Origin of the sequence: Streptomyces sp. NPDC048106, assembly GCF_040706415.1 — a bacterium.
GTDB lineage: Bacteria > Actinomycetota > Actinomycetes > Streptomycetales > Streptomycetaceae > Streptomyces.
On the sequence record NZ_JBEZND010000045.1, the window covers coordinates 28,062 to 53,140 of the forward strand.

The 25,079-nt window shown below is 73.4% G+C and carries 1 protein-coding gene (only partly in view); it reads right to left on the bottom strand.

The genetic code is table 11. The features are described from left to right. On the bottom strand, nt 1–25,079 hold the 3' portion of the coding sequence (locus tag AB0927_RS33355; RefSeq protein WP_366671546.1) for a hypothetical protein. Its footprint extends 1,939 nt past the window's final position; 25,079 of the gene's 27,018 nt are visible here — the last part of the coding sequence; its start codon lies beyond the right edge, outside the window; it ends in the stop codon at nt 1–3.

The following is a 25,079-nucleotide window of genomic DNA, read 5'->3' on the forward strand; positions in this document are numbered from 1 at the left end:
TCATCGCACTCCTCGGCGTCGGTCGTCACGGTGGTGACGGCTCGGGGAACGGTGTCTGGTGCCGGTGCGGGACCGCCGGTGCGGGGGCTGTTCCGGCCGCGGGTCGGAGTCCGGGGCGGGATCGGCCGGCTGGGGGTTGGCCGCGGTGGCCGCGTCGCCCGCCGAGTCCGTGCCGGCCGCCGTGTCGGACGGCTGCGGCTTCTCGCCGAAGCCCAGCAGGCGGGGCAGGTCGGCGCCGAGCGCGAGCTGCGGGAAGCTGGCGGCGTCGGGGCCCAGGGCCAGCATTTCCGGGGGCGGGTGGAGCAGGGCTCCGCGCGCGTTCAGGTCGATCGACGCCACCATGCCGGTGAGCCGGGGCGGCCGCGGGAGCGGGCGGACCTCGCCGCTGTGGTCGGACCAGGCGATCCGGCCCTCGTCGTTGACGGCGTACAGCGGGCCGCCGGAGCCCGCCTGGTGGGGCTCCGGCACCACGAGGGACCGGGCGCCGGGTCCGGCGGCCAGCAGGAGTTCCTCCAGGGCCGCCACCGCCGTGTCGCCGGGACGGAGGCGGAAGGCCAGGCCGATCCGCTCGCGGTACGTCCCGAAGAGGTGGGGCAGGGCGTCCTCCAGCCCGCCGGCCAGGTGGCCGTCGGGGTCCAGCGGGAGCATCGCGTACAGACCGCCGGGCACCTCGACGCGCAGCGCCCGGCGGGCACCGGTCGAGAGCTGGGCGGTCACCGTCACGAGGAACTTGTAGTGACGGTACTTGCGGGTGGCCTCCCGGTTCGTCTCATGGGTCTCGCCCGCCTCGAAGCCCTCCTTGACGCCGGTGTTCACGCCGTACACATCGAAGCCGAGCCGTTCGAAGACGCGGTTCCCGTCCGCCATGCCGCCCGCCTCGGGGCCGAGGGTGAGCACCCCGCCGCGGGAGTTGCCGTGCTCGCTCTTGGGGCTGGTGTGGTCCTGCTGGTACCGGCGTGCCTTGAACTCGACGCCCTCGACCGGTCCGACCACCTCGGCCGCGGTCAGCTCGAAGCCGACCGTCACGGTGCGGTCGCCGACCGGCACCTGGTAGCGGTGCCGCAGCAGCTCGGCGATGTTGGCCCGCAGCATCGCGGTCGAGGTGTGGTGGCCGTAGCTGAACCCGGCCGGGGTGAAGGGATCGAGCCCGGGTACCTCCCAGGCACCCTCGCGGGTCAGGTCGGGTGCCCGTACCGGCGTCTGCGCCGCGACCTTGGCCCACCGCTGCGTGATGTGCGCGGCCGGGACGTCCCACGGGTGGATGTAGTCGGTCAGAGCCTTGGGCAGGGTCGTGGACCGGTCCGTGAACGGGTCCGTCCACGACGGCGTCCCCTCCGGCGGCACCGGTGCGTCGACCGGCGGCTCCTGTGCGACGACCGGCGGCACCGGCTGTTCCACGGGGAGCGTCAGGTGCGCCGGGACGAGCAGCCGTACGTCGCCGGTGACGCTGTGGCCGGCGTCCTGCCAGGTCCACACCCGCACCGGATCGGTCCGGCGGGCCGTGTTCCGCCCGCTCGCCAGCGCCGTCAGGCGCAGCGCCGTGTCCCGCACGGCCTGCGCCGGTACGGAGAAGGCGGCGGGCGGCTCGGTGGTCGCGCCCATCTGGATGTGGAAGGTCACATCGTGTTCGAACTCCTCGGAGCCCTCCCGGGTGTTGGCGCGCGAGATGTCGACGACCTGGCGGGCGGTCTCGTGCGACCGGCCCCGGCTCATGCCGTAGGACGCCTCCAGCTCGGTGCCGCCGTGGGCGTCGTGGTCGCCGATGCGGGTGCGGGCGCTGAGGCCGGCGCCGACGTGGAAGGAGCGCTCGCTGCCGCTCTTGTCCTCGGTGACTCCTTCGGAGCGCAGGGTGAGTTTGACCTTCGGGCGCGACTGGTGGGCGTGCGGGTCCTTCAGGTGGGCGGTCACCATGACCCACACGTACCGGGTGCTGCCGAACGGGCCGCTGACCGGGAACCAGCGGGCGACGCCGGTACCGGTCAGGGCCGTGTACTGGGTCTGGAGCGCGTCCGAGGAGAACGTGGTGCGCAGCGCCCGCAGCAGGTGCTCGCGCGCCGACCCGCTCTTGGCCAGCGCGCCCCGTTCTTCCAGCCGCTTCACGATCGTCGTCAGCACGTTGTCGGCGCGCAGCCGCTCCACGTGGGCGGCGCCGGGCAGGGGGCGGCCGAGCAGGTGGCTACGGGCAAGCGTGGCGGGCCGGTCGGACGTGACCGGGTCGGCCTGCGGCGGTACGGGCGTGGCCGCTTCGGACGTGACCGGGGCGGACGTGGACGCGACTGCCTTCGCCCGTCCGGCCTCGGACGAGCCGGCCTTCGCCTGTCCGGCCTGGGATGGGCCGGCCTCGGACGGGCCGGGTCGGACGGGATCGGCCACCGTCGTCCGCGGGGTGTGCGAAGGCCCGGCCTGGGTCACGCCGCTCGGCGTGGTCCGCGCACCCGTCCCGGCCGTCACAGCGGGGGCGGCGGCCGGTGTGGCCTGCGGCGCCAGCAGGTCCCGCACGCGGCGGGCGGGCACAAGCATCTCCATCCCGTGCTCGACACGCATATAGCGGACGAGTTCCTCCCGCCGGCTGCCCCTGGAGCGCACCACCGTCACCTCGAAGACCGGCGACGCCGTGATGACGTGGGTCTTCTCCCGGTAGGTGGCGCGACTGATCTCCACCATGCCCCGCATACGTTCCCGGCCGCGCCCCCGCGCCCACCGCGCCGTGGTCTGGGCCAGCGCGACGGCCTGAAGGCCCACGCCGCCCCGCGGGCTGCTCCCGTGGCCGGCGCCCCCGTCGTCTTCCTGCCGGGCCGGCACCGACCCGCTCTCGTGGTGCGAGCCGCCGCTCGCCAGGGCGCCGACGCTGATCTGCGGCCCGACGTTCGCGTTCAGCCCCGCGTGCCATTCCGTCTTCTCCGAGTGGGCGTACCGGTCGGTCGCCTGCGAGTACTGCTCGATCTCCGAGTCACCGGCGGTCTCGCCCAGGTCCTTGCCGTCGAAGGCACGCAGCCTCAGCCGCACCTCGTACCGCCGGCCGTCCCGCTCGGGGAGCATGATCACGTGCCCGTCCGGCCCGGTCAGGGCGCCGAGGCGGGCGGCGAGAGCCGCCGAATCGGTCGATTCCGTCAGCTCCTGCGGCCAGTAGGCGGAGTCGGTCAGCCAGTAGCCCGGCAGCTCGGCCAGTCGGGCGTAACCCGAGGCGGCCAGGCGCGTCAGTTCCGGCATCACGAGGAAGGCGGGGTACACGCCACCGGTGCCGCCCTGCGCGAAGGCGACCTCGTCCCCGGTGGCGGACCAGTCCCGCTGGTACCTGGTCCGGCCCACCTCGGCGACCGGGACCGGCACCCGCGGCTCGGCCGGGACGTTCTGCCGGGGCACCACGACCGAGGTCGTGAGGTCGGACTTCTCGATCCTCCAGCGCTCGGCCTTCCGGTGCTGGTCTGGGCGCTCCGGGCTGAGCGACAGCTCGTAGACCGTCTGGTAGACGTGCTCGTCGGCCTTGCCGTCGGTCTCGGTACGGCGGTAGACGGTGTTGGCGGCGGTGAACTGGTCCTCCTGCGACCGCTCGAAACCGCCGCGGAACGTCACGCCGCCCAACCGCGCGCGTAGCGAGTCGCTGAGCGACACCACTGCGCCACCGCCCGCGCCGGCCACGACGCCCCACTCGGTGCCGCGCCGGCTCATCACCGTCTCGGTGCGGGCGGCCCGTGCGTTGAGGGTTACCTCCAGGACGCCTCCGAGGGTCCGTTTCCCGAGGATGGCCTTGACCGACGCCCGGTAGCGTTCCCCGCCCACGGTCACCATCTGTGCCGTCTCATCGAGCGGCGGTTTGCCCTCCAGCGCGGGCCTGCTGAAGTGCAGGCCGAGCTGGGCCTCCACCGCCGTCCAGTCGGCGGAGCGGAAAACGGCGGACGGGACCATCCGCTTCAGTGCCGAGAGCATCTGCTCCATGACGATCTCCGAGCCCGCCATGTCCAGAGCCATGGCGAAGCCGAAGCCGCGCCGCGCGGCCAGAGCCGACGGCTCGGCGGGCCTCGGCTCGGACTCGCCTGCCGCCTCCGGCTCCTGCCGGTCGGCCGGGTCCAGTCCCTGCGGCAGTCCCTGCGGCGGAGTCATCGCCCGTACCGGCTCGGTGCCGGACACCTCCAGCAGCTTCTGCACGTGGGGGGAGGTCTCCACCGGCTCGGACCGCCCCCTGGCTTTCCGGAGAACGGATTCGAAATCGGATTTTGGGGTGCGTACGCCGCCGAGCACGTACTGCTCCAGGTCCTTCGCGCCCTGACTGTCGCGCCACGGCACCCCGATCTCCGCCTCGCTCACCTCGGACACCGTGCCGATGTCCCCGTGCGTCCGGGACTCGACCGTGACCGTGATCCGCAGCCGGGCCCGGTACCGGGCCTGGTCCTCGCGGAAGTTGACGACGGTGTGGCCCAGGGTCTGCGAGGTGACCGACAGACCGCTGCCCGCACCGGCGTCCAGACCGACGCCGAACAGCGGCAGCAGGCCCTTGGCCGCCGAGCCGCCGGATCCGTCGGTGACGGGCATCGCGAAGCCGTACGCGTTGTAGCCGAAGGAGATCCCGGCGGAGCCGCTGCCCGCCCGGCCGACGCCCTGCGCCCTGCCGCCGCCGAGGTCCTCGCGGGTCTGGACGTCTTGGCTGACCCCGGCGAACTCCAGGTCGTCGATCCGGGCCTGCACCCGGAGACGGAACGACTGCTGTCCGACCGAGCCCCGCACATGGAACTCGCCGGAGATGTCGCCGTTGGTCAGCCACCACCGGCTGCGCGCGCGGGCGGTCCGCTCGTTGAGCAGCTCCCGCGCATGGGTCAGGAACCGCTCGGCCGTGGCGGCGTCGAGGCCGACCGCGCGCAGCCGACCGTGCAGCGCCGCCAGCAGCGGCCCCATGTCGACGGCGTTGAGCACGACCCGGTGCGGTCCCAGCCGGGCCGCACTGGGCGTCTTGGGCCGGGCCGCGTTGGGCCTCCCGGGCAGGGCAACATCAGACGCCTCGGGCCGGGCCGCGTTGGGCCTCCCGGGCGGGGCAACGGCGCGCATCGGGGGATTCGGGGCCTCGGCGCCGGTGTACTCGCGCGGGAACTCCACCCGCAGACGACGGTCGTGGACGAGATCACGGTCGTGGACGACGTCGGGCTTGTGTGGAACACCGTCCACGAAGATCTGCACGCGCAGCCCGGCCAGGAACGGCTTGTTCTCGCTGATGAACAGCGTCCGTCCCGAGATGACGTTGCGCCGCTGGGTCTCGGAGCGCTCGGCGGCCGACTCGGCCCGCAGTTGTGGCAGGCCGAGGACCATCGAGGAGGCTATCGAGGAGGCCATGCTGAAGCCGAGCAGCAGGGACGAGTCCGCGCCGAGCGTGCGCCCACGGGTGCGCTGCCCGCTCCCGGCGGTCGTCGCGAACCGGACGTTGTACTCGCGTACGTCCGACGTCCTCGCGTCCGCCGGACGCAGGTCCGCGAGCAGCGGGCGCAGCCAGACCAGCCGGCCGTGGGAGACCAGCGTCGAGCCGTGGGCCAGCAGGTCGTCCCAGGCGTGCCGGTCGGTGGTGGCCAGCATGGCGTGCAGCGCGTTCTGGATGTCACCGGTCAGGCGCCGGTCCGGGAGTCCGGTGGTGACATTCTCGACCCAGGTCTGGGCGCGTGTCTTGTCCAAGGGGTCGACGTCGCTCACGGTCGCGTGCCCGAGCGGGCCGTGATCCACGTACCAGGGGTGAGACCGTCGCTCGGCCGCGGCGTCCTTGCCGGACGGGGCGACGGACGACGCCTCGGCCTGATCCGTTCGCGGGGCTTCGGCGACCGCACCGCGCGGTACGGAGGACGCCTCGGCCTGGAGGGAGTCCGGCTCCGTCGGCTCCACGGCGAGGGGGTGGAAGTCGCGCGGTGCGCCGCCGGCGAAGTCCTCGTCGGAACTGTCGGTGTGGTCGGCTCCGCCAGGCGCTCCGAAGGACATCTCGCCCAGGTCCTCGTCCTCGAAGACCTCCTCGCGGTAGGGCACCCGGGGGACGTGGACGGTGACCGTGGCACGGCGCAGCAAGGCCGCCCGGTCCTGACCGGTGGCCAGGTCGTCCTCGGACAGGTCCTGGCCACGGGAGACGGCGACGACCACGACGGGCTCCCTCGGACCCGTGCTCTCGTACCCGAGCGCGGCGACACGCCGGGCGAAGGACGCACGCAGTACCGCGGCGACCGCCTCGGCACGGCGGCGGCCGGTCGCAAGGCCCAGTCCGTCGGCACCCGTTCCCGCCGCGTAGCCGGTCACCGTGACCACCGGTCGCAGCAGCGGGTCCGAGAACCCCTGTACGGCGTCCGGCGCGACCCGAGCGGCCAGCGCCTCGATCACCGGCAGCTGGTCGGCCGACACCTCGCCGGAGTCTTCCGCGAACACCACGGTGGCGGCCGCGGCGGACCGGGGCCGGAACGTGCGGTAGTCGCCCGGGGCCGAGTTGTCGCCGACCGTCACGTAAGGCCGGGGGGAACCGTGCTCGGCGATTCCGCTGAGGTCCACCTCTCCGGTGGGCGCGTACACCGTGGTGCCGAGGTGATCGGCCACCTGCTGGGCGAGACCGTCGTCGTGCGCGCCCACCTCGCAGGCGACCAGCACCACACCCGCGTCGGGGTGCCGCGCCCGCAACTCGCGCAGACTGGGCCGACGCCGCAGCATGGCGGCCACCTCGGGACCGAAGAGGGGCCGCTGCCGGCCCGCCGCGTCCTCGACAGCGAGGTAGGCCGCACTGGCGTGCGACGACACGAAGTAGTGGCTTGCCCCGGACCACGGCACGGGCTGCTGGACGAACGGGTCGTACGACTGCCGCTGCCGCATGAAAACACCAGTCGTGGCCGGGTCGTACTGCGCCCAGGCAGGCGAGCGGTCCGCCCATTCGGCCGCACCGAAGTAGGCACGGCCGACGACGGTGCCCGCGTCCGAGACGATCCGGTAGCTGGTGACGTCGTCCTGCGGCTCGCGGAAACGGTCCAGCGGACTGCCGCCGGGCAACCGTGGCCGCGCTCTCAGTTCGGCTTCGGTGGGCGGCACGAGTGTGCTCTCGTGCTCCAGGGCGGCCGTGGCCGCCGCCGCCTCCGCCAGCCGCCGGCCGGCGGCCGTCACGCGTGCGACGGCCGCCGCGGGGGCGGCGCTGGTGTGCGCGGTCAGGGCCGCCAGCGCCGACTCGGCGCGGGACAGTTCGATGGCCGCGTCGGCGTACTCCTGCCAGGCCAGTGCCTCCTCCTCGGGGGTGAGGCGTGCGGTGGCCGCCGGCTCCGCCTGCTCCTGTTCCTCCGGTTCCTGCCGCGCCTTGCCCTTGTCCGGCACGGGCCGCGCGTGAGCCGCGTCGCCGTCCCGGGCGAGCAGGGTCTCCAGCGTCTCGGTGGGCATGTAGAAGACGGCCGCCTCGTCGCTGACGGTGACGTCGACCGCACGAGGCGTGCCGGTCTCCGGGCGGTGGACGATGTGCCAGGTGATCGATGTCGCTTCCACCCGGGAGAACGGGCGGCTCTCCTGCCGGAGCGGTTCCCCGTCGGCGGTGGTGCCCGCGCCGAGCGCGCTCGCCGTCCGGGCCGCCGAACCGAGGCTGCCCGAGGCCCCGGTGAGGGAGCGCTGGTCGTCCCGGATGGTCGTGCCGGGCAGCGTGCTGCCGCCGTCCGGACGCGGTCCCGACTCGCGCAGTCCGCGGATGTCGGCGGTGATCTCCAGGTGGCCGCCCAGGTCGTTGCTGGCTCCCGGCAGGATGACGGGCTCGCGGAGGGTGTCCTGCGCGGCGAGGTCGAGGAACCACTGGCTCATGTAGGGCGGGCTGAAGATCGCCGCGATCTTGGATCGCAGCACGAACAGACCGCCCTGCCAGGAGTGGGCGGCCGGGGACACGCCGGAGGCCGGCCCGCTCCTGGTGAACAGGTCCTCGGCTGCCGCCCGCAGTGCCCCCAGGCCGCCGACGGTACCCACGTACGCCTCACGGAGCAGGTCCGGGGTCAGCCGCGCTCCCTGGCGTTCGTACGCGGCCGGTGCCTTCGCCACCAGGGCCGGCGGGCGCGGGGCCGGTCGCGGGTGGGGCTGGGTGAGTTCCTGCCGGTAGGCGAGGCGCAGCGCGCCGGGCAGCACCCGGTCCCCGAGCTCGCGGTGCTTGTGCCGTCCGATCAGGGGCAGGGCCATGCCGACGGCGGGCGAGGCCGCGCTCAGGGCCCAGTGCACGTCCAGCTGGGCGGTGACCTCCACGTCGAACGCGGTCGTCCAGGGCCGGGTGGCGTGCAGAAGGGCGGCGCTCGTCTGGTGGCCGGTCCTCGCCTGCCCGCCCGGGGAGAAGGCGTGGCGGACCGTGGGGGCGAAGCCCGACACGGCCTGCGGCGGCGCGTCGGAGTCGGCCAGGGTGCGGTCCTCGGTGTACGCGGATTGCAGGCTGCCGCTCCCGTCGCCGGCCAGGCCGTCGGCGCGCTCGACGGCACGCACGTTGCGGCCCTCCAGGACGTGCCCGCCGGGCTCCTGACCCAGCGCCCGCGGTTCGGTGAGCTTGGCCGTGAGGGTGACCCGGGCCATCGTCGTCCAGAAATCGTGCCGGTGGGGCACCAGGATGGGCAGGCCGACCAGCATGGTCTCCAGCAGGGCCTTGGTGCCCTGCTGGGCGGCCACCTTCCAGAGTTCTGCCGCTACCGCGTCGGCGTGGTCCGGGGAGAGCTCCCGGCGGAGGGCGGGCAGCAGATCGCGCACGAACGGCCGCAGGTCGGGCACCGCGAGCAGCGCGGTGTGGTCGAAGCCGTCGCCGCGCAGCACGTTGGCGGGGGCCAGTGCCGCCGGCGCGTCCGGTGCCGTCGTCTCCGCCGCCGTGGTGTCCGGGGCGGTGGCCGACCCCACCGCCGGTGCCGCCACGAGTCCGCGCTCCAGGGCCGGTTCCCGCTGCATCAGCGCCAGTCCGGGCGCCGTCACCGGCTCGCCGGTGCTCTCCTGCTGGGAGTTGCGCCGGGAGCTGAAGCGGCCGAGGAAACCGACCGACTGCTCCGACCAGCGGCGCACCGTGACGCGGAACGTGGTGGGTGCGTCGGCCCACACATGGCCGCCGGTCGTGATGTCGACCCGTTCGCTCTGCCCGCTCGCCGCGCGGTTCCCGGACGCCTGGGCGCGGTGCCCGACGCTGTGGTTCAGCCCCGTGCGGTTGGCATCCGAGAGGTGCACGTCGGTGGGTTCCCCCTCCTCCGCCGCCGCGTCGGCGAAGTTGAGGGACATTCCGAGGGCCGCGTACGCGGACAGGGCGTCGTCGGTCTGCGTGTGCCGGACCAGGGCGGTGCCCATGCTGTGGTGGTGGAGGTAGGCGTGATCGCTCTCCCCGATCGCGGTCAGCGGGCCGGCCGTGGCCTGCACCGACACCTCCACCCACTGCGGCCGGCCGAACACGCTCTGGGCCATCGGCCGGGTCCAGAGCGGGTACGGGGCTCCGGTGAAGTCCCGTACCCGGGGCCCCAGTCCGTTCACGGCGGTGCGCAGCGCGGCCTCGTCGAGCGGGTCGAGGGCGGGCACGCCGACCTGCCGCAGCAGGTCGGTGATGTGCGGCAGGAGGTGGTCGGTGCGCACCATATGCAGGATGTCCTGCGGCAGGCGTCCGTCCTCGGGTGTCCAGGTGAGGGCCGGGCGGTCCCCGGTGGAGCGCGGTGCCCGCAAGGCCCTGCCGCTGCCGTCGGCCCTGCTCTCCAGGTCCAGGGTGCGCACGAGGCGGCCGCCGCCGTCGTCCTCCAGGACCAGGTCCTCGGGGACGAGCAGGCCCGCCTCGACGGGCAGCGGGCCGGACACGGCCGGGACGGGTGCCGGCTGCCCCGGGCCGGTGGCCTGCTCGACGGTGACGTGGAAGCGCACCGCTCCGCTGAACTCGGACAGCCACAGCGATCCGCCGCCGGAGGCCCCGCCCGCGAAGAACCCGCCGGCCTCGGTGACGGAGCGGCTCCAGCTGGCCCCCGGAGTGAGCCGGCCACCGGTGGCGTCCGTGGCCGTGTCCTCGGACGCGAGCAGGTTGGTCCCCAGCTTGAACTCCGCGGACAGCTTCCACTGCCGGGTCGCCGAGCTGGTCAGGTCGAAGGAGGACCCGTAGTAGACGTCCGTCTGCCCGCGCTGGGAGCGGACGTAGGTGAAGTCGTCCGGGTCCAGGGTGGCACGGATGGTGACCCTGATCCGGTCCACTCCGCCCAGACCGGTCCGGGTCAGCACCACGGTGTGGCCCGGACCGGTCATCAGGTGCATGCGGTGGGTCAGGCCGGTCTCGCTCAGGACCTCGTCCAGGGCCAGCTGGTTGCGGACGTGGTGTTCCAGCAGCGCGTCGCCGGCCGCCCGGGCCGGCAGCTCGACGGCGTCGGGGACGGGGACGTCCCGCCACGGGTCGTGGCCGGCCAGGAAGCCGGGGAAGCTGCCGTGGACGAGCCGCAGTGTCCGCAGCCGCACCTGCTCGGCGGCCGTCCCGTCCAAACGGCTGACGCGGCTGGTGGGCGGCAGCCAGTCGCGGAACAGCGTGGGCAGCCGCAGGGTGCGGCCCGGGGCGGTCCTGGCCAGGGCGTCCGGGTCGGCGGCGGTCCGGCCCGCGGACGACGCCGCCGGGTCCTGGGGCCGCAGGCCGAGGCGGTCCGCGTCGGCGGCGAGCATGCGTACCCGGGCGGTGAGCCATGTCTCCGGTCCGCTGCGCCCGCCGAGCCCTCGGGTGTCCACCCTGACGTCGAACTCGACGACGGTGGTGGGCTCGTCGGTGTGCTTCAGCCTGTTCAGTTCCACGCTGCCGGCCTGCTGGCCGGGGCGGGAGAACCGCACGGACCGTGCGTAGGACAGCGAGAGCACCGAGGACAGCGGCAACGGGACCCCGACCGCGGTCGCCGCCAGCGAGAGGGCATCGAAGACCCCGGTGGTGGAGCCGTCCAACTGGCTGACCTGCGCGCCCACGGTGCCGGCGCGGACGTCCTCGGCGTCCACCCGCGTCAGCTCGTCCAGGTCGTCCACGACCCTCGGGTTGTGGAAGGAGGCGCGCACCCGCACCGCGTCGGGCCGGCCGGCGGCGGAGAGCATCGGCGCCGACTGGTATCCGCCGGCGGCGGCCTGGTGCAGACCGGCCGTCAGGGTCCGCACCCGGGCGAAGGCGTCCAACGGCGCGAAGGCCGGCGAGAACGGGTCGGTGAGGGCGGGGTCCACCGCGGCGAACACCGCGGCCCGGTAGTCCGCCGCGCCGGTGACCGAGTCCAGCCACGACATGCGGGGAAGTGCGACCGGTTCGCCGACGACGGCGGGGCGGGACGCCCGGCCGGCCGCGTCCCACCGGTGGTGCGCGTCGGCCGTCAGGGCACGGCTGTCCCGGGCGGTCTCCAGGGCGCGGTGCAGCCCGGCGGTGCCGGCCTCCGCCGCGCCGGACAGTTCCTGCCACAGCGCAGAGCCGGCGTGCCGCACTCCCTCCGGGCGTGGCAGCTCGCGTACGGCCGCACGGGGGTAGCGGGCGGTCAGGGAGCGCTCGACCACCGTCTGCCACCGCTGCGGGGCCTGGCCGCGTTGCTGGACCACGAGGTCGACACCCACGTCGTACCGGAAGTCCACGGCCCGCCCTGATGACGGCCGCAGGGTGCGGGTGCTGCCGATGGTGGAGGAGACGGTGAAGTCGGTGTTCCTGCCGAGCCCGGTGAGCAGCGTCCGCAGCGCGGTGCCGGCCTGGGACAGGTGCGGTACGAGCGCGAGCGCCTGCGAGAACGCCAGGCCGGCGGCCGTGTCGCGGTTGCGGTTGACCGTGCGGTTGGCCGACGAGGTCTCGCGCCAGTCCAGCACCTGGGGGTTGCTCCGGCCGCGGGTCTCCCGCCGGGCGGTGCCGGCGCTCTCGGCGAACGGTTCGCCGCGCGGGTCGGTGAGCTGGGTCCAGTCGCCCAGCCGCAGTCGTACGGTGACGGCCACGGGGCCGCCGGGCAGCCCGAGCACGAGCGAGAGCCGGTCGCCGACGGCCTGGCGCAGGGCGTTGTCGAGGCCGGCGGTGTCGAAGTACTCCGCCAGTGCCTCTCCGGCGCGCTCGCGCGACCGCTCGGGCAGCTGGGCCAGGAAGCCCTCCCGGATCGCCGCCGGCAGCCGGTCGTCGGCGAACGCGTACGTCTCGGCGCCGACGCCGTGCCGGAAGTCCGGGGACACGGTGTAGGCGGGCGGAGCGAAGACCAGGCCGGCGTCGCGGCGGTCCCGGGCCTGTGCGGAGTCCTCCGCGGGCCGCGCGCCGGTCTCCGCGGGCTGCAGCGAGTCCTCGGCGGCCGTCAGCGTCTTGTTCAGCAGGTCCTGCTGGACGACGATGTCGCCCTCGTAGGCCTCCGTGCCGGTGGCCGGATCCGCGGGGCGGCCGTGGGCGGACGCCGGGTCGCTCACCCGGCGCGCCACCGTGAGGTCCGTGCCGCCGGGGACCAGCGCGTAGGCATCCCCGTCGTCGGTGTCGACGACCGTATGGCTGACCGAGGGAATGTGGTCCACGGAGACCACGACGCCCTCGGGGGCTGACGTCGCGGCCCTTGCGCTCCCGTTCTTCGGCCGCGACCAGTGCGGCGCACCGCCGCCGAGGCCGGGCAGGGCTCCGTCGCGCTCCACCGCGAACGGAAGCGGCCTGCCGTGCGTCACCTCGGTCCAGTGGGCCTCGGCCAGGCTCTCCGCGGCCCTCGCCGCTTCGAGCCGCTCGTCGGCGTGGGCGAGCCGGGTGCCGTCGCCGTCGGCGGAACTGCCGACGACCGCGGTCCGCCGACCGTCCATCAGGCTCCGGACGCGCTCGGCCTCCGCCCGCAGACGCCGCGCCTCACTGAGCGCCGCCCCGGCCTCGATCGCCTCGTGCTCGTCCACCGCGGCCTCGGCACGACCCTTGCCCTTGTCGACGCGGGGGGCGTCGGTGAGAGGTGCGTCGGCGAAGGCGCGGGCGTCGGCGCCATGGGCGCCGGGGTGTGGGAACGGTTCGGCGTGCCCGGGTGCGTCCTCGTGTGCGGGCGTGGCTGCGGGCGCTTCCTCGTGCGAGGACGTTTGTACGGACGAGCCCTCGTGCGGGGAGGTGTGTACGGACGCCCCCTCGCGTACGGAGGTGTGGGCGGACGTCTCCGCAGGCGGATACTGGTGGGCGGAGGTGCTCTTCGGGGTCGTCGGGTCCGTCGACAGCATGTGCGGTACGCGGTGCGTGACGGTCTCCTCGGCCGGCTCCGGTACCTCGAGAAGCGTCGGCAGCCGCCGCACGCCGTTGCCGGACGCCTCCGGCAAGGACCGGTCCCCTCGCGTCGGCGCGCTCGGTACGGGGCCCTCGGACCCGAGCCGCTCGGGCACGTCCGGGGTGGCATCCGTCGGGTCGACCGCGTGGCCGGTGCCCGGGGTGGTGGGCTCGTGGTCGGGGATCTCCGGCCGGGTGAAGACGTGGCCCTGCTTGACCACGACGAGCTCGGTGATCTCCGACGACGGCACCGAGACGCCGGCCAGGACGACGCCCGAGACCTTGGTGTGCGTACCGCCGTGGTGGAAGGTGAACGTGAACTTGACGTGGCCGTCGTAGTGTTCGAGCGGCGTCGGGATCTTGGCGTTGGAGAAGGTACGGCCGCCCGTGACCTGGTCGCCGCGGGTCCGGCGACGCAAGCCGCCGCCGAACGTGAACGCCGCCCCGAGCTTGTTCTGCAGCGCGCTGGTGGACGCTCCGAGCTGGCCCAGCAGGAAGAACTGCCGCGAGTGCAGGCCGCGCCGGGTGTACACGGAGAACTTCTCGCCCGCCAGGGCCACTTCGGCCTTGGGTTCGGGACGCACGTGCGTCAGGCCGACGATCTCCGCCTTGGCCGACACCCACGCCTCACGGCCGTTCACCCGGAACGTCTCGCCCTTCAGCTCGCCGCCGCGGGTCAGTTGCGGAAGTTCGGCCATCAGACGGTCCTTGGTGAACTCGCCCATGACCAGTTCGCTGCGCGGCGTCCCGGCCCGGGTCGCCTCCGACCAGGCGCTGCCGAACGCCCTGCCGCCCTCGCGGTCGAGCAGGCCGCGCAGCGACTGGACGTCGGGCAGGTCGCGGACGAGATGCCCGCCCGACATGCCGTCGGTCAGCAGTGACTCCGGCGGCTTGGGCATCTCGACCCTCGGGGGCTCCTGGCCGGGGCGCTTCGGGGGCTGCGGTCGTCCGACGCCCGGCTCGGGCGCTTGGAAGAGCGCGTCCTCGGCGCGGGGGACCTCGACCGCGTCGGCGCTCGGCAGCAGGGCCTGGAAGCCGATCTCCGCCTCGCCGATCCGGCGTACCCGGACGCCGAAGGTGCGCTTGGTCATCGAGGAGAAGGCGAGCGGGCCGTGGCCGGTGCGCCGGGTGTCGAGCGCCGTCTTGATGTCCGCGTTCTGCTTGACGAGGTGCGCCTCGAAGTCGGCCTTCGCCGCCGCGAGCTCATCCTTCAGCATGTCGACTTCGCTCCGCGGAACGCCTGTCGAACCGCCCGCCGGACCGGCCGCCGGGTCGCCCGCGCGGACCTCGTCACCGGCGTCGGCCTGCGGGTCGCGCGTCGCGACGCCCGCGCCGGACGTCTCGGGGATGTCGCCGGGCCGGCCGCCCTCCAGTGCCTTGACCTGCTGGTCGAGGTCGGCGATCTTGTCGCGCAGTGCGTCGAGGACGGTCTGCGCCTTGACGGCGTCCTTCGACACACGGGGGTCGACCGCCCGTCCGAACGGCCGCCAGCGGTCGCGGACCTCGAAGTGCAGCCGAGCCACACCGTCGAAGACGCTGCCAGGGGCCTTGGTCTTGGTCCCGACGGCGGAGCGGATGCCGGAGGAGGAGTCGGCGAAGTGCTCCGTCTGGACGGTGTGGGCCAGGGTGCCGCCGCCGAACACCTGGGCAGGCGAGGCGCCGATCGGGTCGGAGGTGCCGACGACGGTCACGTTGATCGCGTCGGAGGTGATCTGCGGACCCGAAAGGCCGGGTTCCGTACGGCTGCCTCCCGCGATGTCCACAGTCGCCGAATTGAACTCGGTCGCCTTGGTGTTGGCGGTGTGGGTCATCTCCTTGACGCTCGCGCTGATGGCCAGCTCACGGCCCTTGACCCGGATCACCCAGGGCTGGCCGGACATCATCGACTTCAGCCGGCGCTGGAACTCGGACGCGGGCAGACGCTCCATCAGCTTCGCCCGCGCCACCTGCCAGTCGGCGGCGGAGCCGAACACCTTCGGCCCGCTCGGGTCCAGCTGGCGCAGGACGTCCTCCACCAGGTCGGCGGCAGGCGCGCGACCGGCCACGTCCGCACGCGCGGGGCGGGTGTCGAGCACGATGTCCTCGGCGCCCAGGCGCAGCGACTGGGCGATGCGTTCGGGCACCCGGTAGTGCTGGTCGACCTGGTGGGCCGCGCCGGTCGCGGGGGCGGCGGGCAGATCACGGACCGGGAAGGCGAACTGTCCGTCACCGGTGGCGGTGAACGTCACCTCGCCGCCGCGGCCCGGCAGCGCGTGGGAGACCTTGACCTGAACGGTGTAGGTCACCTGGCCCTTGAACAGGGCGGCCGGTTCGACGGTCTTGTTCTTGGACACGACGCCACCGCGAACGTCGACGCTGTGCCCCTCGACGGACTCCTTGTGGTGCACGTGGCCGAGAGTGAAGGAGACGTACGGGGCCTTGAACCCGGCACGCTCCCACAGGGTGCGCCGGACGTGCGTCTCCTTCTGTACGGCGGCCGCGGTGACGGACTCCGTGCCCTGTTCGAACTCGAAGCTCTCCTCGACCCTCACGTACTCGGTCATCTTGGCCTTGGCCGCGGTGATGTGGATGTCCGCGGTCACCGGACCGGCGCGGAAGGTGCCGCCCCAGATGTCGCCGCCGGTGAGTCCGGCGGTCCTGGGCTGCAGGGCGATCGAGTCGAAGAACCGGCTCACCTCGCCCTCGACCTGGTCCCAGCGCTCTGCGAGGTCGGAGAGCTGCTGCTTCAGCTCCTTGGTGTCGGAGAGCTGCTTCTTCAGTTCCTTGACCACGACGTCGCCGGGCAGTTCGACCACGACGTCACCGTTGCCGATCCGTCCGGAACCGGTCACCCGGTCCGGGGGTCGGACGGTGAGGTCGGACCGCACGGCGTTCGCGGCGGGCTCCGGCACAGGCTGACTGGTCGCGGCGGGCTCCGGCACAGGCTGACTGGTCGCGGCGCCCTCCGCAGGGGCCGGGCGGTGGAATACCTGCGGGCCCACACCCGCCTTCGTGACCTCGTACCGCTCGGTGTGACTCTTCGGGATGGCGACGACGAAGCGGACGTCCGTGCTTCCGCCGTGCGCCGCCGTCTCCCCGACGCGTCCGACGTGTGCGTCGATACTGGCCGTGGCGATGTACAGCGCCATCGGCTCGGGGTACTTGGCGCCGGCCACGCTGCTCTGGCCGCCCGACACGCCGTTGCCGCTGCGGTACCGGTGCGCCATACCGCCACCGGGAGCGTGCAAGGCGAACGTGACGTTGTCGGCGAGCTCCGGCTGTACACCGCCCTGCGCCAAATGTCCGTGCCCGAAGCCGGATCCCAGTCGGCCGCCGAGCTCGTCCGCGACGTCACTGAGCAGGTTGATCTCGGCTGCGTCCAGGGTCCGCACGAACTCCAGCAACTCCAGTCGCCCGTTCAGGGTGAACTGGGCATTGGAGCGCAGTGGCATGGGCAGCGGAGCGCTGCGGGCGCTCGTGCCCCGGGTCATCTGGGGCAGCACCGCCGCGAGTTGCTCACGGGTGGCCATGTCCTGCGCGGCCGGGCGTGCGTCGGCCCAGCCGGGGCCGAAGTAGTCGCGACCGATACCGTCCACGAGATCGTTCAGCCGGGGCAGCTGCGGTGCGCCGACGGCGCGTTCCTCACCGGCGAGGACGTCGATGACGACCGTGCGGGACGGCAGTCCGTCGTGCCAGACCGCGGCCGAGGGCTGCCAGGCGTGGTCGCCCTCCCGCAGGGCGGGGGCCTCGGTCCGGCGCGGTCCCCGGGGCCGGGTGGCCGCGGAGAAGGAGCCCGGCTCGGAGACCGGACGGGCGTCCGCGGCGTCCACCAGGACCTGGAAGCCGACCTGGGCCCGTCCCCCGCGCACCGGGCGGACCGTCCCGCCGGTCGCCTCCGGCGAGGCGCCGTGCGGGGCGGCGGTCACCGGGTGAGCCGCGTCGCGAGCGGTGTCCGACGTGGCGCCGTGGGCCGTCGCCGAGGTGCGCGGAACCGTCGGCTTCGCGGCGCCGAGGGGATCGGCGCGGTGGACGAAGGAGAGTGTGACCACGCCGTCGAAGACGGCGCCGGGGACCTTCGTCTTGACTGCGGTACCGGTGCGGACCGACTGCTGTCCGATCACGGCGCCCGCGCGTTCGAACTCGCCCTGGCCGACGCCGGTGATTGTGGTGGGTCCGGCGTGCAGGTCGGCGCTCTGCACGTTCATCGTCGCCCGGACACCGTGCTCGGAGCTCTTCGTGTAGGTGTAGACCCGGGTGACGTCCGAGCCGGTGTTGAACTCCGTCTTCTCGGTGTTGCGCAGGTGCTTCATCGACGAGATCTCGGCGTTCACCAGCAGGCTTCCCGCGTCCGGGCCCAGGTCGATCTCCAGCGTCTCGCCGGCCGTCATGCCCTTGAGCCGGTACTGCAGGGAGTCCAGGGAGCCGAGGCGGTCGAGGACCAGGTCCCGGACTCCGGGCCAGCTGTCGCCGAAGGCGCGCTTGCCGTAGGACACCAGCGAGTCGGGGTCGTCGAGGGTGCCCAGGAGGGCCTCGTGCAGGGTGCCGGAGACCCGTTCGCCCTCGGCGTTCACGAGGAACAGGTCACGCACGGTGTCCATGCCGCCCAGCGCGAGCGTCTGCTCGATGCGGGCCGGCGGCAGGTAGTGCTGCATCCCGGACGGCGGGCGGAGGTCTGCCTCGGCGGAGGCCACGGGCACATTGGCCGACACCTTGACCCGGCTCACGGGTCCGCCGTCGCCGGTGCGCAGGGGCAGGGGCTTGCCGAAGGTGCCGCGGACCGCGGAGAAGTCGAACTCCAACCGGACCTCGACGTCGAGCTTCAGCGCCGGCTCGGGGGTCTTGGTACGGCTGAACAACCGGCCGCTGGAGACCATGCGGTGCGATGCGGAGCGGGACCAGTTCGAGGACAGGTATCCCGTCAGGTCGGTGTATGCGGCGGCCTTGCCCTTCACGAGCACGCCGGCGGTGACCGCGGAACGCGTCTCGCGCTGGAAGCCGTCGCGGACCAGGGACTCGCTGCCGTCTTCGAACTCCAGGCTCTTGAAGGCACCGTCCGTCTCCGCCCTCGTCACCTTGGCCCGGACGGTGATGTCACCGCTGAAGCCGGCCACATCCATCGTGAGGGTGCGCAGTTCACCGCGGGTCATGGCCGACAGCGACGGCCAGACCTCCCTGCTGAGCTGTGCCTGCAGATCGGCGCGGAGCGTGTCGCGCTGGGCCTGGGTAAGGACGTCGTCGTCGAAGTACCCGACAAGGTCCCGTGTGACGGTGAGGGTGGTCTCCTGGGAAAGCAGGACGCGGTCAGCGCCGCCGATCTGCCCGTTGGCCGTCATGCGGACAGGAGCCTGCGGCGCCGGTACGGCGACTGCCGACTCCGGTGCGACGATTGTTGGTTCCGGTGCGAGAGTCTGGGCCAGCAGGGCGTCCAGCCTGCGCGACTCGTCCGGGCGCGCGCCGACGACCGCCGCGTCCGGCTCCGCCACCGCGTCCGCCGCCGAGGGCAGCGGGGCCGGCCCCGCCCCGACGTGCCGCGTCGTGTCCGCGGGCGGGGCGCCGGCGCGGATGCCGGTCGGTGCCGGGTCGGCGCCGAGTTCCGTGGCCCGGTTCCGGGCGGCGCGCTCGTCCTGGGTGTGCAGGACGGCGGCGACCTCCAGCACGCGCCTGCGGTGGGCCTCGCGCAGCGCCTCTGTCTCCGCCTCGCCGCCGATCGTCAGCTTCGGCGGTACGAGCTGGCTGGCCTTGCCGATCAGCTCGGCCAGCCGCCCGTGGTCCAGTCCGCGCAGCTCCTGCGGCAGCGACTCGGCCGGCCGTTCGCCGGCGGCCCGGACCTTGCCCTTGTCGTCGCCGCCCTGGACACGCAGACGCGCGGCCTCCAGGCCCGCGCCGAACGCGTCGGCGTACTCGGCCTCGTGGGCGGCCCAGGACGTGGACAGCTTCTGGGGTGCCCAGAGCAGTTCGTAGGCTGCCAGGAAGTCGGCGCGGAAGTCCTCGGCGTGTTCCTCCCACCGCTGCCGGGCGGTGTCGTCGTCCGGGCGCAGGGTGTGGAAGGACCGTGCGGCGTCGTGCAGTGCGGCGTCGGTCCAGGACTCGAAGGTGAGGTGCGCGGGCAGGGCCCGGGCCTGCTCGGCGAGCAGGGCGTCCCACTGCCGTACGGCGCCGGCCATCTCGTCCGGGCTGACCGGACGGCTGGTGAAGATCGCGTCGAAGGCGGTGAGCAGCCGCTCGTCCAGGCCGGAGCGGGCGCGGGTGATGTCGGCCTCGGTGAGAGCCTGGTGGCCGTGGGCCGCCTGCCACTGCTGGAGCTGTTCGTCGAAGAGGCGCCCGGAGACGGTGATCACGCTGTCGCGGGCGTGCCGCACGGTGAGCCAGGTGTGCAGCCGGTCCCGGCCGGTCAGCTCACCGTACGCGGTGTTCCAGCGCTCCAGCCGGGCCGGGGCGTCCTCCAGTCCGGTGGTCACACCATCGTGCCCGAAGAGCTGTTCGAAGTGGTCGTCGACGGCGGCGGCGACGGAGACGTCCAGGGTGCGCCGCAGCGTGGGGCGTACCTGGCCAAAGGAGACCGGGAAGCGGTCGAGGAAGGTCGCTGCCGCCGCGGGGCCGGAGTCGGTCCAGGTGGTGACGGCGTCCGCGATGTCCTGCTGCGAGCGCAGGATGGCCGCCTCGCGGGCCGCCTGGAGGGCCAGCCGGCCGGGCAGCCCGTCGAGGATTGCACGCACCTGGTCCTGCCAGACGCGCGGCAGCGCCCCGCGGCTCGCGATCGGCCCGGCCACGGACGCCGCGGTGGGGAAGATCCGGTCGAACGCCTCCCGCAGCGCCCGGCGGGTGTCTTCGAGGATCCGTATCCGGCCTGCCTCGGACAGTTCGGTGCGCTCGGCGTCGAAGGCGGCGAGCAGGTCACGGCCGCTCTGGTCGAGCCGGTCTCGGAAGGCTCCGTCCGCCAGCTGCTCGAACACCGCGTCGAGCCGGGAGAGCTGGCCGAAGAGCAACGCGTACCGGTCGAACTCCCCCTCCAGGTTGGAGACGAGCCCGCGCAGCATCCGCGCCGACTCCCGCACCACCTCCCCGCCGCCGGTACGCAGATCGGTGCCGGAGACCAGGATGTCCCGGACCACCCCCTCCCACCGGTCACGGAAGTCACCGCCGGCCAGCTCCCGCACCGACTCGGCCATCTCCGTGACCAGCCCGAACGGCGCCGGCGTGCCGTCGGCGAGCCGACCCCGCCAGGCATCCGCCAACCGCCGCCCCCAGCGCCGGAACGCGGCGTCGAACGCCTGCTGACCGCGGACCGCGGCCAGCTCGCGCGCCGCCCCCAGATCGAAGGCGTCCCGCAACCGGTCCGCCGCCGTGCCGTCGGCGGTCGGCTCGCCGAACCGGTCCGGGTTCTCCCTGACCCGGTCCCTGACCGCGGCCGGCCGCTCCTCGGACACCCCCGGCGCCTGCTCCCGCGCCCCCTGACGGAACGCCTCGCCGAAGGCGCTCTCCCGCTCCTCCGCCACGGTTTCGCCATCGGCGTCGGTGGTGGTGTCCTCGGTACGGTCCTGGGCCAGCAGGTCGGCATAGTGACGGTGCAGCTCCCGCTGCGCTTCCTGCCACGCCGGGACGCGCCAGTCGTCCTCGGCGGTGGCCTGCGGGTGCGCGGCCAGGAACTCGGCCGGCAGGGCCGTCTCCCGGGCCTGCCGGGCGGTCTCCAGGTAGGTGTCACGCAGGGCGGCGATCTGGCGGCGGGTGAAGTCGACCGTGGCAGGGTGGGACGTCGGCCCCGTGTGCTCGGCGTGGCCTTCCAGCAGCCGCTCGAAGTCCTGGTGTGCCAGGTGGCGGGACTCGGCGACCTTGCGCAGTGCGGTGGCCTGCTCGTCGAAGCGCGCCAGGGCCGCCGCCTGCTCCTGGGGGCCGTACAGGTCGAGTTGCCCGAAGAGCGGCTCGGAAAGTGCCCGCTGCCGGTGCTCGTACCAGGCGGTCAGCTCGCTGTTCCAGGCCGGGTCGGCCGCGAACTGGGCGGTGTGCTCGGTGAACCGGCGGCTCTCCGCGACCGCCGCCCGCGCCCGCTGCTGCTGGAACAGCGCCGCTTGGCGAATGTCGCGGTCAAGCCGGTCCAGGCGCGTCTGACGCTCGGCCTCGTCCGCGACGGCCAGCGTCTCGGCCCGCTCGGTGACGTACTGCTCCCGCAGGGCGACGAGTCGCTCGGAGTACCAGCGGCGGACCGGGTCGCTCCACTGCGCCAGGCCGTCCGCGAGGTGGATCCGCCGCCCGTCCGGGCCCGTGGTCCGCAGGGCGTTGTCAAACGCGGCGCCTGCCCGCCGTTCGGCGGCCCCGGCCGTGTGCGCCTCGGCATAGCGCTGCCGGAATTCCCGTACCGCCGCTTCCGTGCCGCCGGACGAGTCGGCCACCGTCTGCCGGAAGTCCTCGGCCAGCGCCGTCGCCTGTGGGGAGCCTTGGAAGGCCGTACGGATCCGTGTGTCCGGCACCACCACCGTGGCGACATCACGGTCGAAGACCGTCTGCGCCTGTTCCCGTGCCGTGAGGGCGTCATGTGCGGACGCCAGGTGCGCGGTCAGATCCGTGAGGGCGCGGGTACGGGTGGCGGTGAGCTCGGCGGGGCCCACGGCCGGGTGGTCCTGCGCCCACGCGTCGGCGAACGTCTCGCGAGCCTCGGCGACCCGCTCCGCGGCCAGGGGAGAGCGCAGCTCGGGGGGGTACTCCGCCAGCCGCCTCTCGAACTCCTCGTACGCCCGTTCCCGCGCCTCGACCCTGTCGCGCAGCCCGGCCAGGGCATCCAGCAGGGGCGCGTGGGCCGTCGGCATCTCGTCCCGAGAGCCGGCCGTCCTGGGCGGTGCCCCGGCGGAGTCGGTGGTCGGCGCCGGGACGTCCGCTCGGGAGCCCGTGCCGGACTGCTCCACCGGCTGCTGGGGCGGTCGGGTGGGCGTGTCCTGGCCGGTGGTGGAGGCCGGGCTGGTGGTGTCGGCGGGCGGTGCGTTCGGCAGCGCATCGTGTGCGTACTGGGCGCGGCGGGCGGCGGCCGCGCCGTCCTGTAGCTGCGGCACCAGGTCGCGCAGGTCCTGCTCGGCGTGGCCGAGGGCCTCCGCGGTCTCCGGGGCGGGGGACTCCTGGTGCGTCCTGACCGCGTCGGTGTACCGGACCACGACGTGGTGCACGTCGGGGTTGGGGGAGAGCTGGTAGATGTCGTCGTGCGGGGTGCCGTAGTAGGTGACCTTGCCCGGGTCGCCACCACGGGCGGCCCGGTTCTCGGCCTGGATGTCGATGTCGGCGGAGATGTGCGAGCGGCCGGTGATCCGGACGTGCAGTCCGCCCAGTTCCTTCGCCGCATCGGCAACCTTGATGTCGACGCCGCGGCCGCCGGTCATGTTGATGACGGTGATCTTGCCGGGTTGGCCTGCGTGCTTGATGGCTTCCTCGAAGGCGTCCTCCTGGAACCTGCCCTTCTCCAGGAACCAGTTCGCGTCGATCGCCGTGTGCTCCATGCCTGCGGCCTCCAGCCGTGCCGCGATCTCACCGACCAGGTCGTTGCGGTGGGCGAGGATGAGCTGCGGCGGGCGCCGGTCGGCCGGGTAACCGTTCAGCGTGTCGTTCACGAGCTCGTCGAGCTTGTGAACGAGATCCTCACTGATCCGGTCCGGGATGAACTCCAACCGGTGCTCGTAGTAGCGGTTGACGTCCCGGACGGTGTCCGACAGGCCCAGCGCACCGAAGTCGTGTCCCTTGACCGTGCCGGAGGCGCCGCTGGTCTGGCCGAACTCCGTGAGCTTGACCAGGCCCTGCGCGGTCAGGCTGCGGCTGCTGTCCGAGTCCGCGCGGACGGTCAGCCCCAGATGGTGTTCGATCGCCTGCGCCAGGCCGTTGTTCCACCGCGACTCCGAGGAGGTGACCGGGTCGTAGAGAACTTTGTGCGAGTTCTGGTCGATGATGTAGATCTTGCCGTCGTGCACCGCGTAGTGGATCTTCGGCTTGTACACCCACCGCGCCAGCGCGGCCATGCTCAGCCGGTGCACCTCCTGCTCGCTCAGGCCGCGCTGAAGCGCCGCTTCCAGCTTGGCCCTGCCGACGTCGGTCAGTTGCGCTCCACCACCGCCGAGATGACCGGTGCGCAGACCGAAGTCCGTCTCGTCCAGCACCCGCCTGTCCAGACTGTCCTTCAGCGTCTCGCCGGCCCACTTCACCTCGGTCACCGTCTCCGGTGTGGCCTCGTGCTGGGCGCCCTCGCTGAGGATGTAGGTCGGGTTGGCGTAGACGAACGCCTCGTCCGCCTCGTCGACGGCGACGTGGACACGGATCTCGTCGCCCGGGTTGCTCTGGCCCTGCAACAGGCCGTGCTTGAGTTTCCCGAACGCCACGTCCTCGGAGGTGCCGATGTAGATCGTGGGCTTGTCGCCGCCCGGCGGAGGAGGCGGCGTGTCGGAGTTCATCCGGTGGACGTGGGCCCAGTCGCCCAGCACCTTCTCGAAGTGCAGGATTTCCCGGTTCGCCAGCACATCCCTCGGCGTGATCAGGTACGACGCCGACACGCCGTCCTTCGCGGCCTGTAGAGCGGCGTTCATGAAGAACACCCACGACTTGCCCTCACCGGCGGCCATGTTGACCATCTCGCCCCGGCCGAGGCCGATCACCGCGTCCAACTGCGTGTACCGCAGCGACACGCCCTGGTTGCGCCGCACCCACTCGTACAGCGCCGCGATCTTGTCATCCTCCGTCCCACGCCAGTACAGCTCCTTCAGCTGTTCCTCACCGACGCGGTCCAGCCGCTCGTGCTCCGGCACGCTCCGCGCCGACCGGGCCCCGATGTCGAACAGTTTCTGCGCCGCCTCATGCGCCTTGTTGGCGCTCGCCAGGAAGCCCTCGTAGGTGGAGGTGTTCAGACCGGTGCGCTCGGCCCAGCCGCCCTTCTCGTGCGGCAGGAAAACCCTCGGCTGCGCCAGCCACGCCCCGTTCTCGTCCTTGATCTGGCGGTACATCAGGACCTTGTCCGCGGCGGTGTCGGTGATCCGCTCGTTCTCCTTGCCCAGCACCACGGTGCTGCCGTCGTGCAGGGTGAGCACGGTATCGCTGTCCGTCTTCCTGGAGATCACCTCACCAGCGCTGTGGCGCGGCGGTCCCCACAGATCGTCGAAGCCGCGCTCGAAACTCACCCCGTCCGGCAGCACGACGTGCCGCAGCTCACCCGACCCGTCGAACAGCGCCTTCGAGCCCTCCGGCAGCTGCAAGCCGAAGTCGTTCCCGTCCCGGCCCCTGCCGGTCACCATGTCCGGCAGGGCTGCCGTCTCGCGCATCATCTCGGGCGTGAAGGGCTTGTCGACCCGATCGGCGGGTGCCCCGCCGTGGACGGCCCGCGCGGGGCCGCCCGCCGTCGCGGTATCCCGGCCGTCCGCCGGGGACAGTGGGCCCCGCGTCTCGGTCCGCGTGACGCCCGGGGCGTCGGCGCGCACGTCGGCGGCGGCCACCCGGCTCTCGGTACGACCGCTTGACGCGGCCCGCTCGGCCGTGGTCACGGTCCGTGCGTCCCCATTGGGGCTGACCAAGCTGTCGGGCCGTGCACCGGCGCCCTCGCTCGTGCGCGCCGGTCCACCCCCAGCGCGCACGCCGGCGGCGTCGGCAGGCCCCCCGCCCACCGCGCCCGGCCGCGCTGCCGTACCGACACCCGGCGCCGTTTCCGTACGCGCAGCAGGAGCCCCCATGCCCCCTGCCCCGGCTCCGGCTCCGGCTCCGGCTCCGGCCCGCGACCCCGCACCGCCGGTCCCGGACACCTCACGCCCCGGCCCCGCCGTCTCGGCACGCACACCCGAGACAGCCCCCTCACCAGGCCGCTCCGCCGCACCGGCACCCGGCGACGCGTCGGTACGCACCGGCGGAGCCACGTTGCCACCTACGACGTCAGGCCGCCCCACCGACCTCGCCCCACCGGGCGCCGCCGACCTGTCCGCCACCG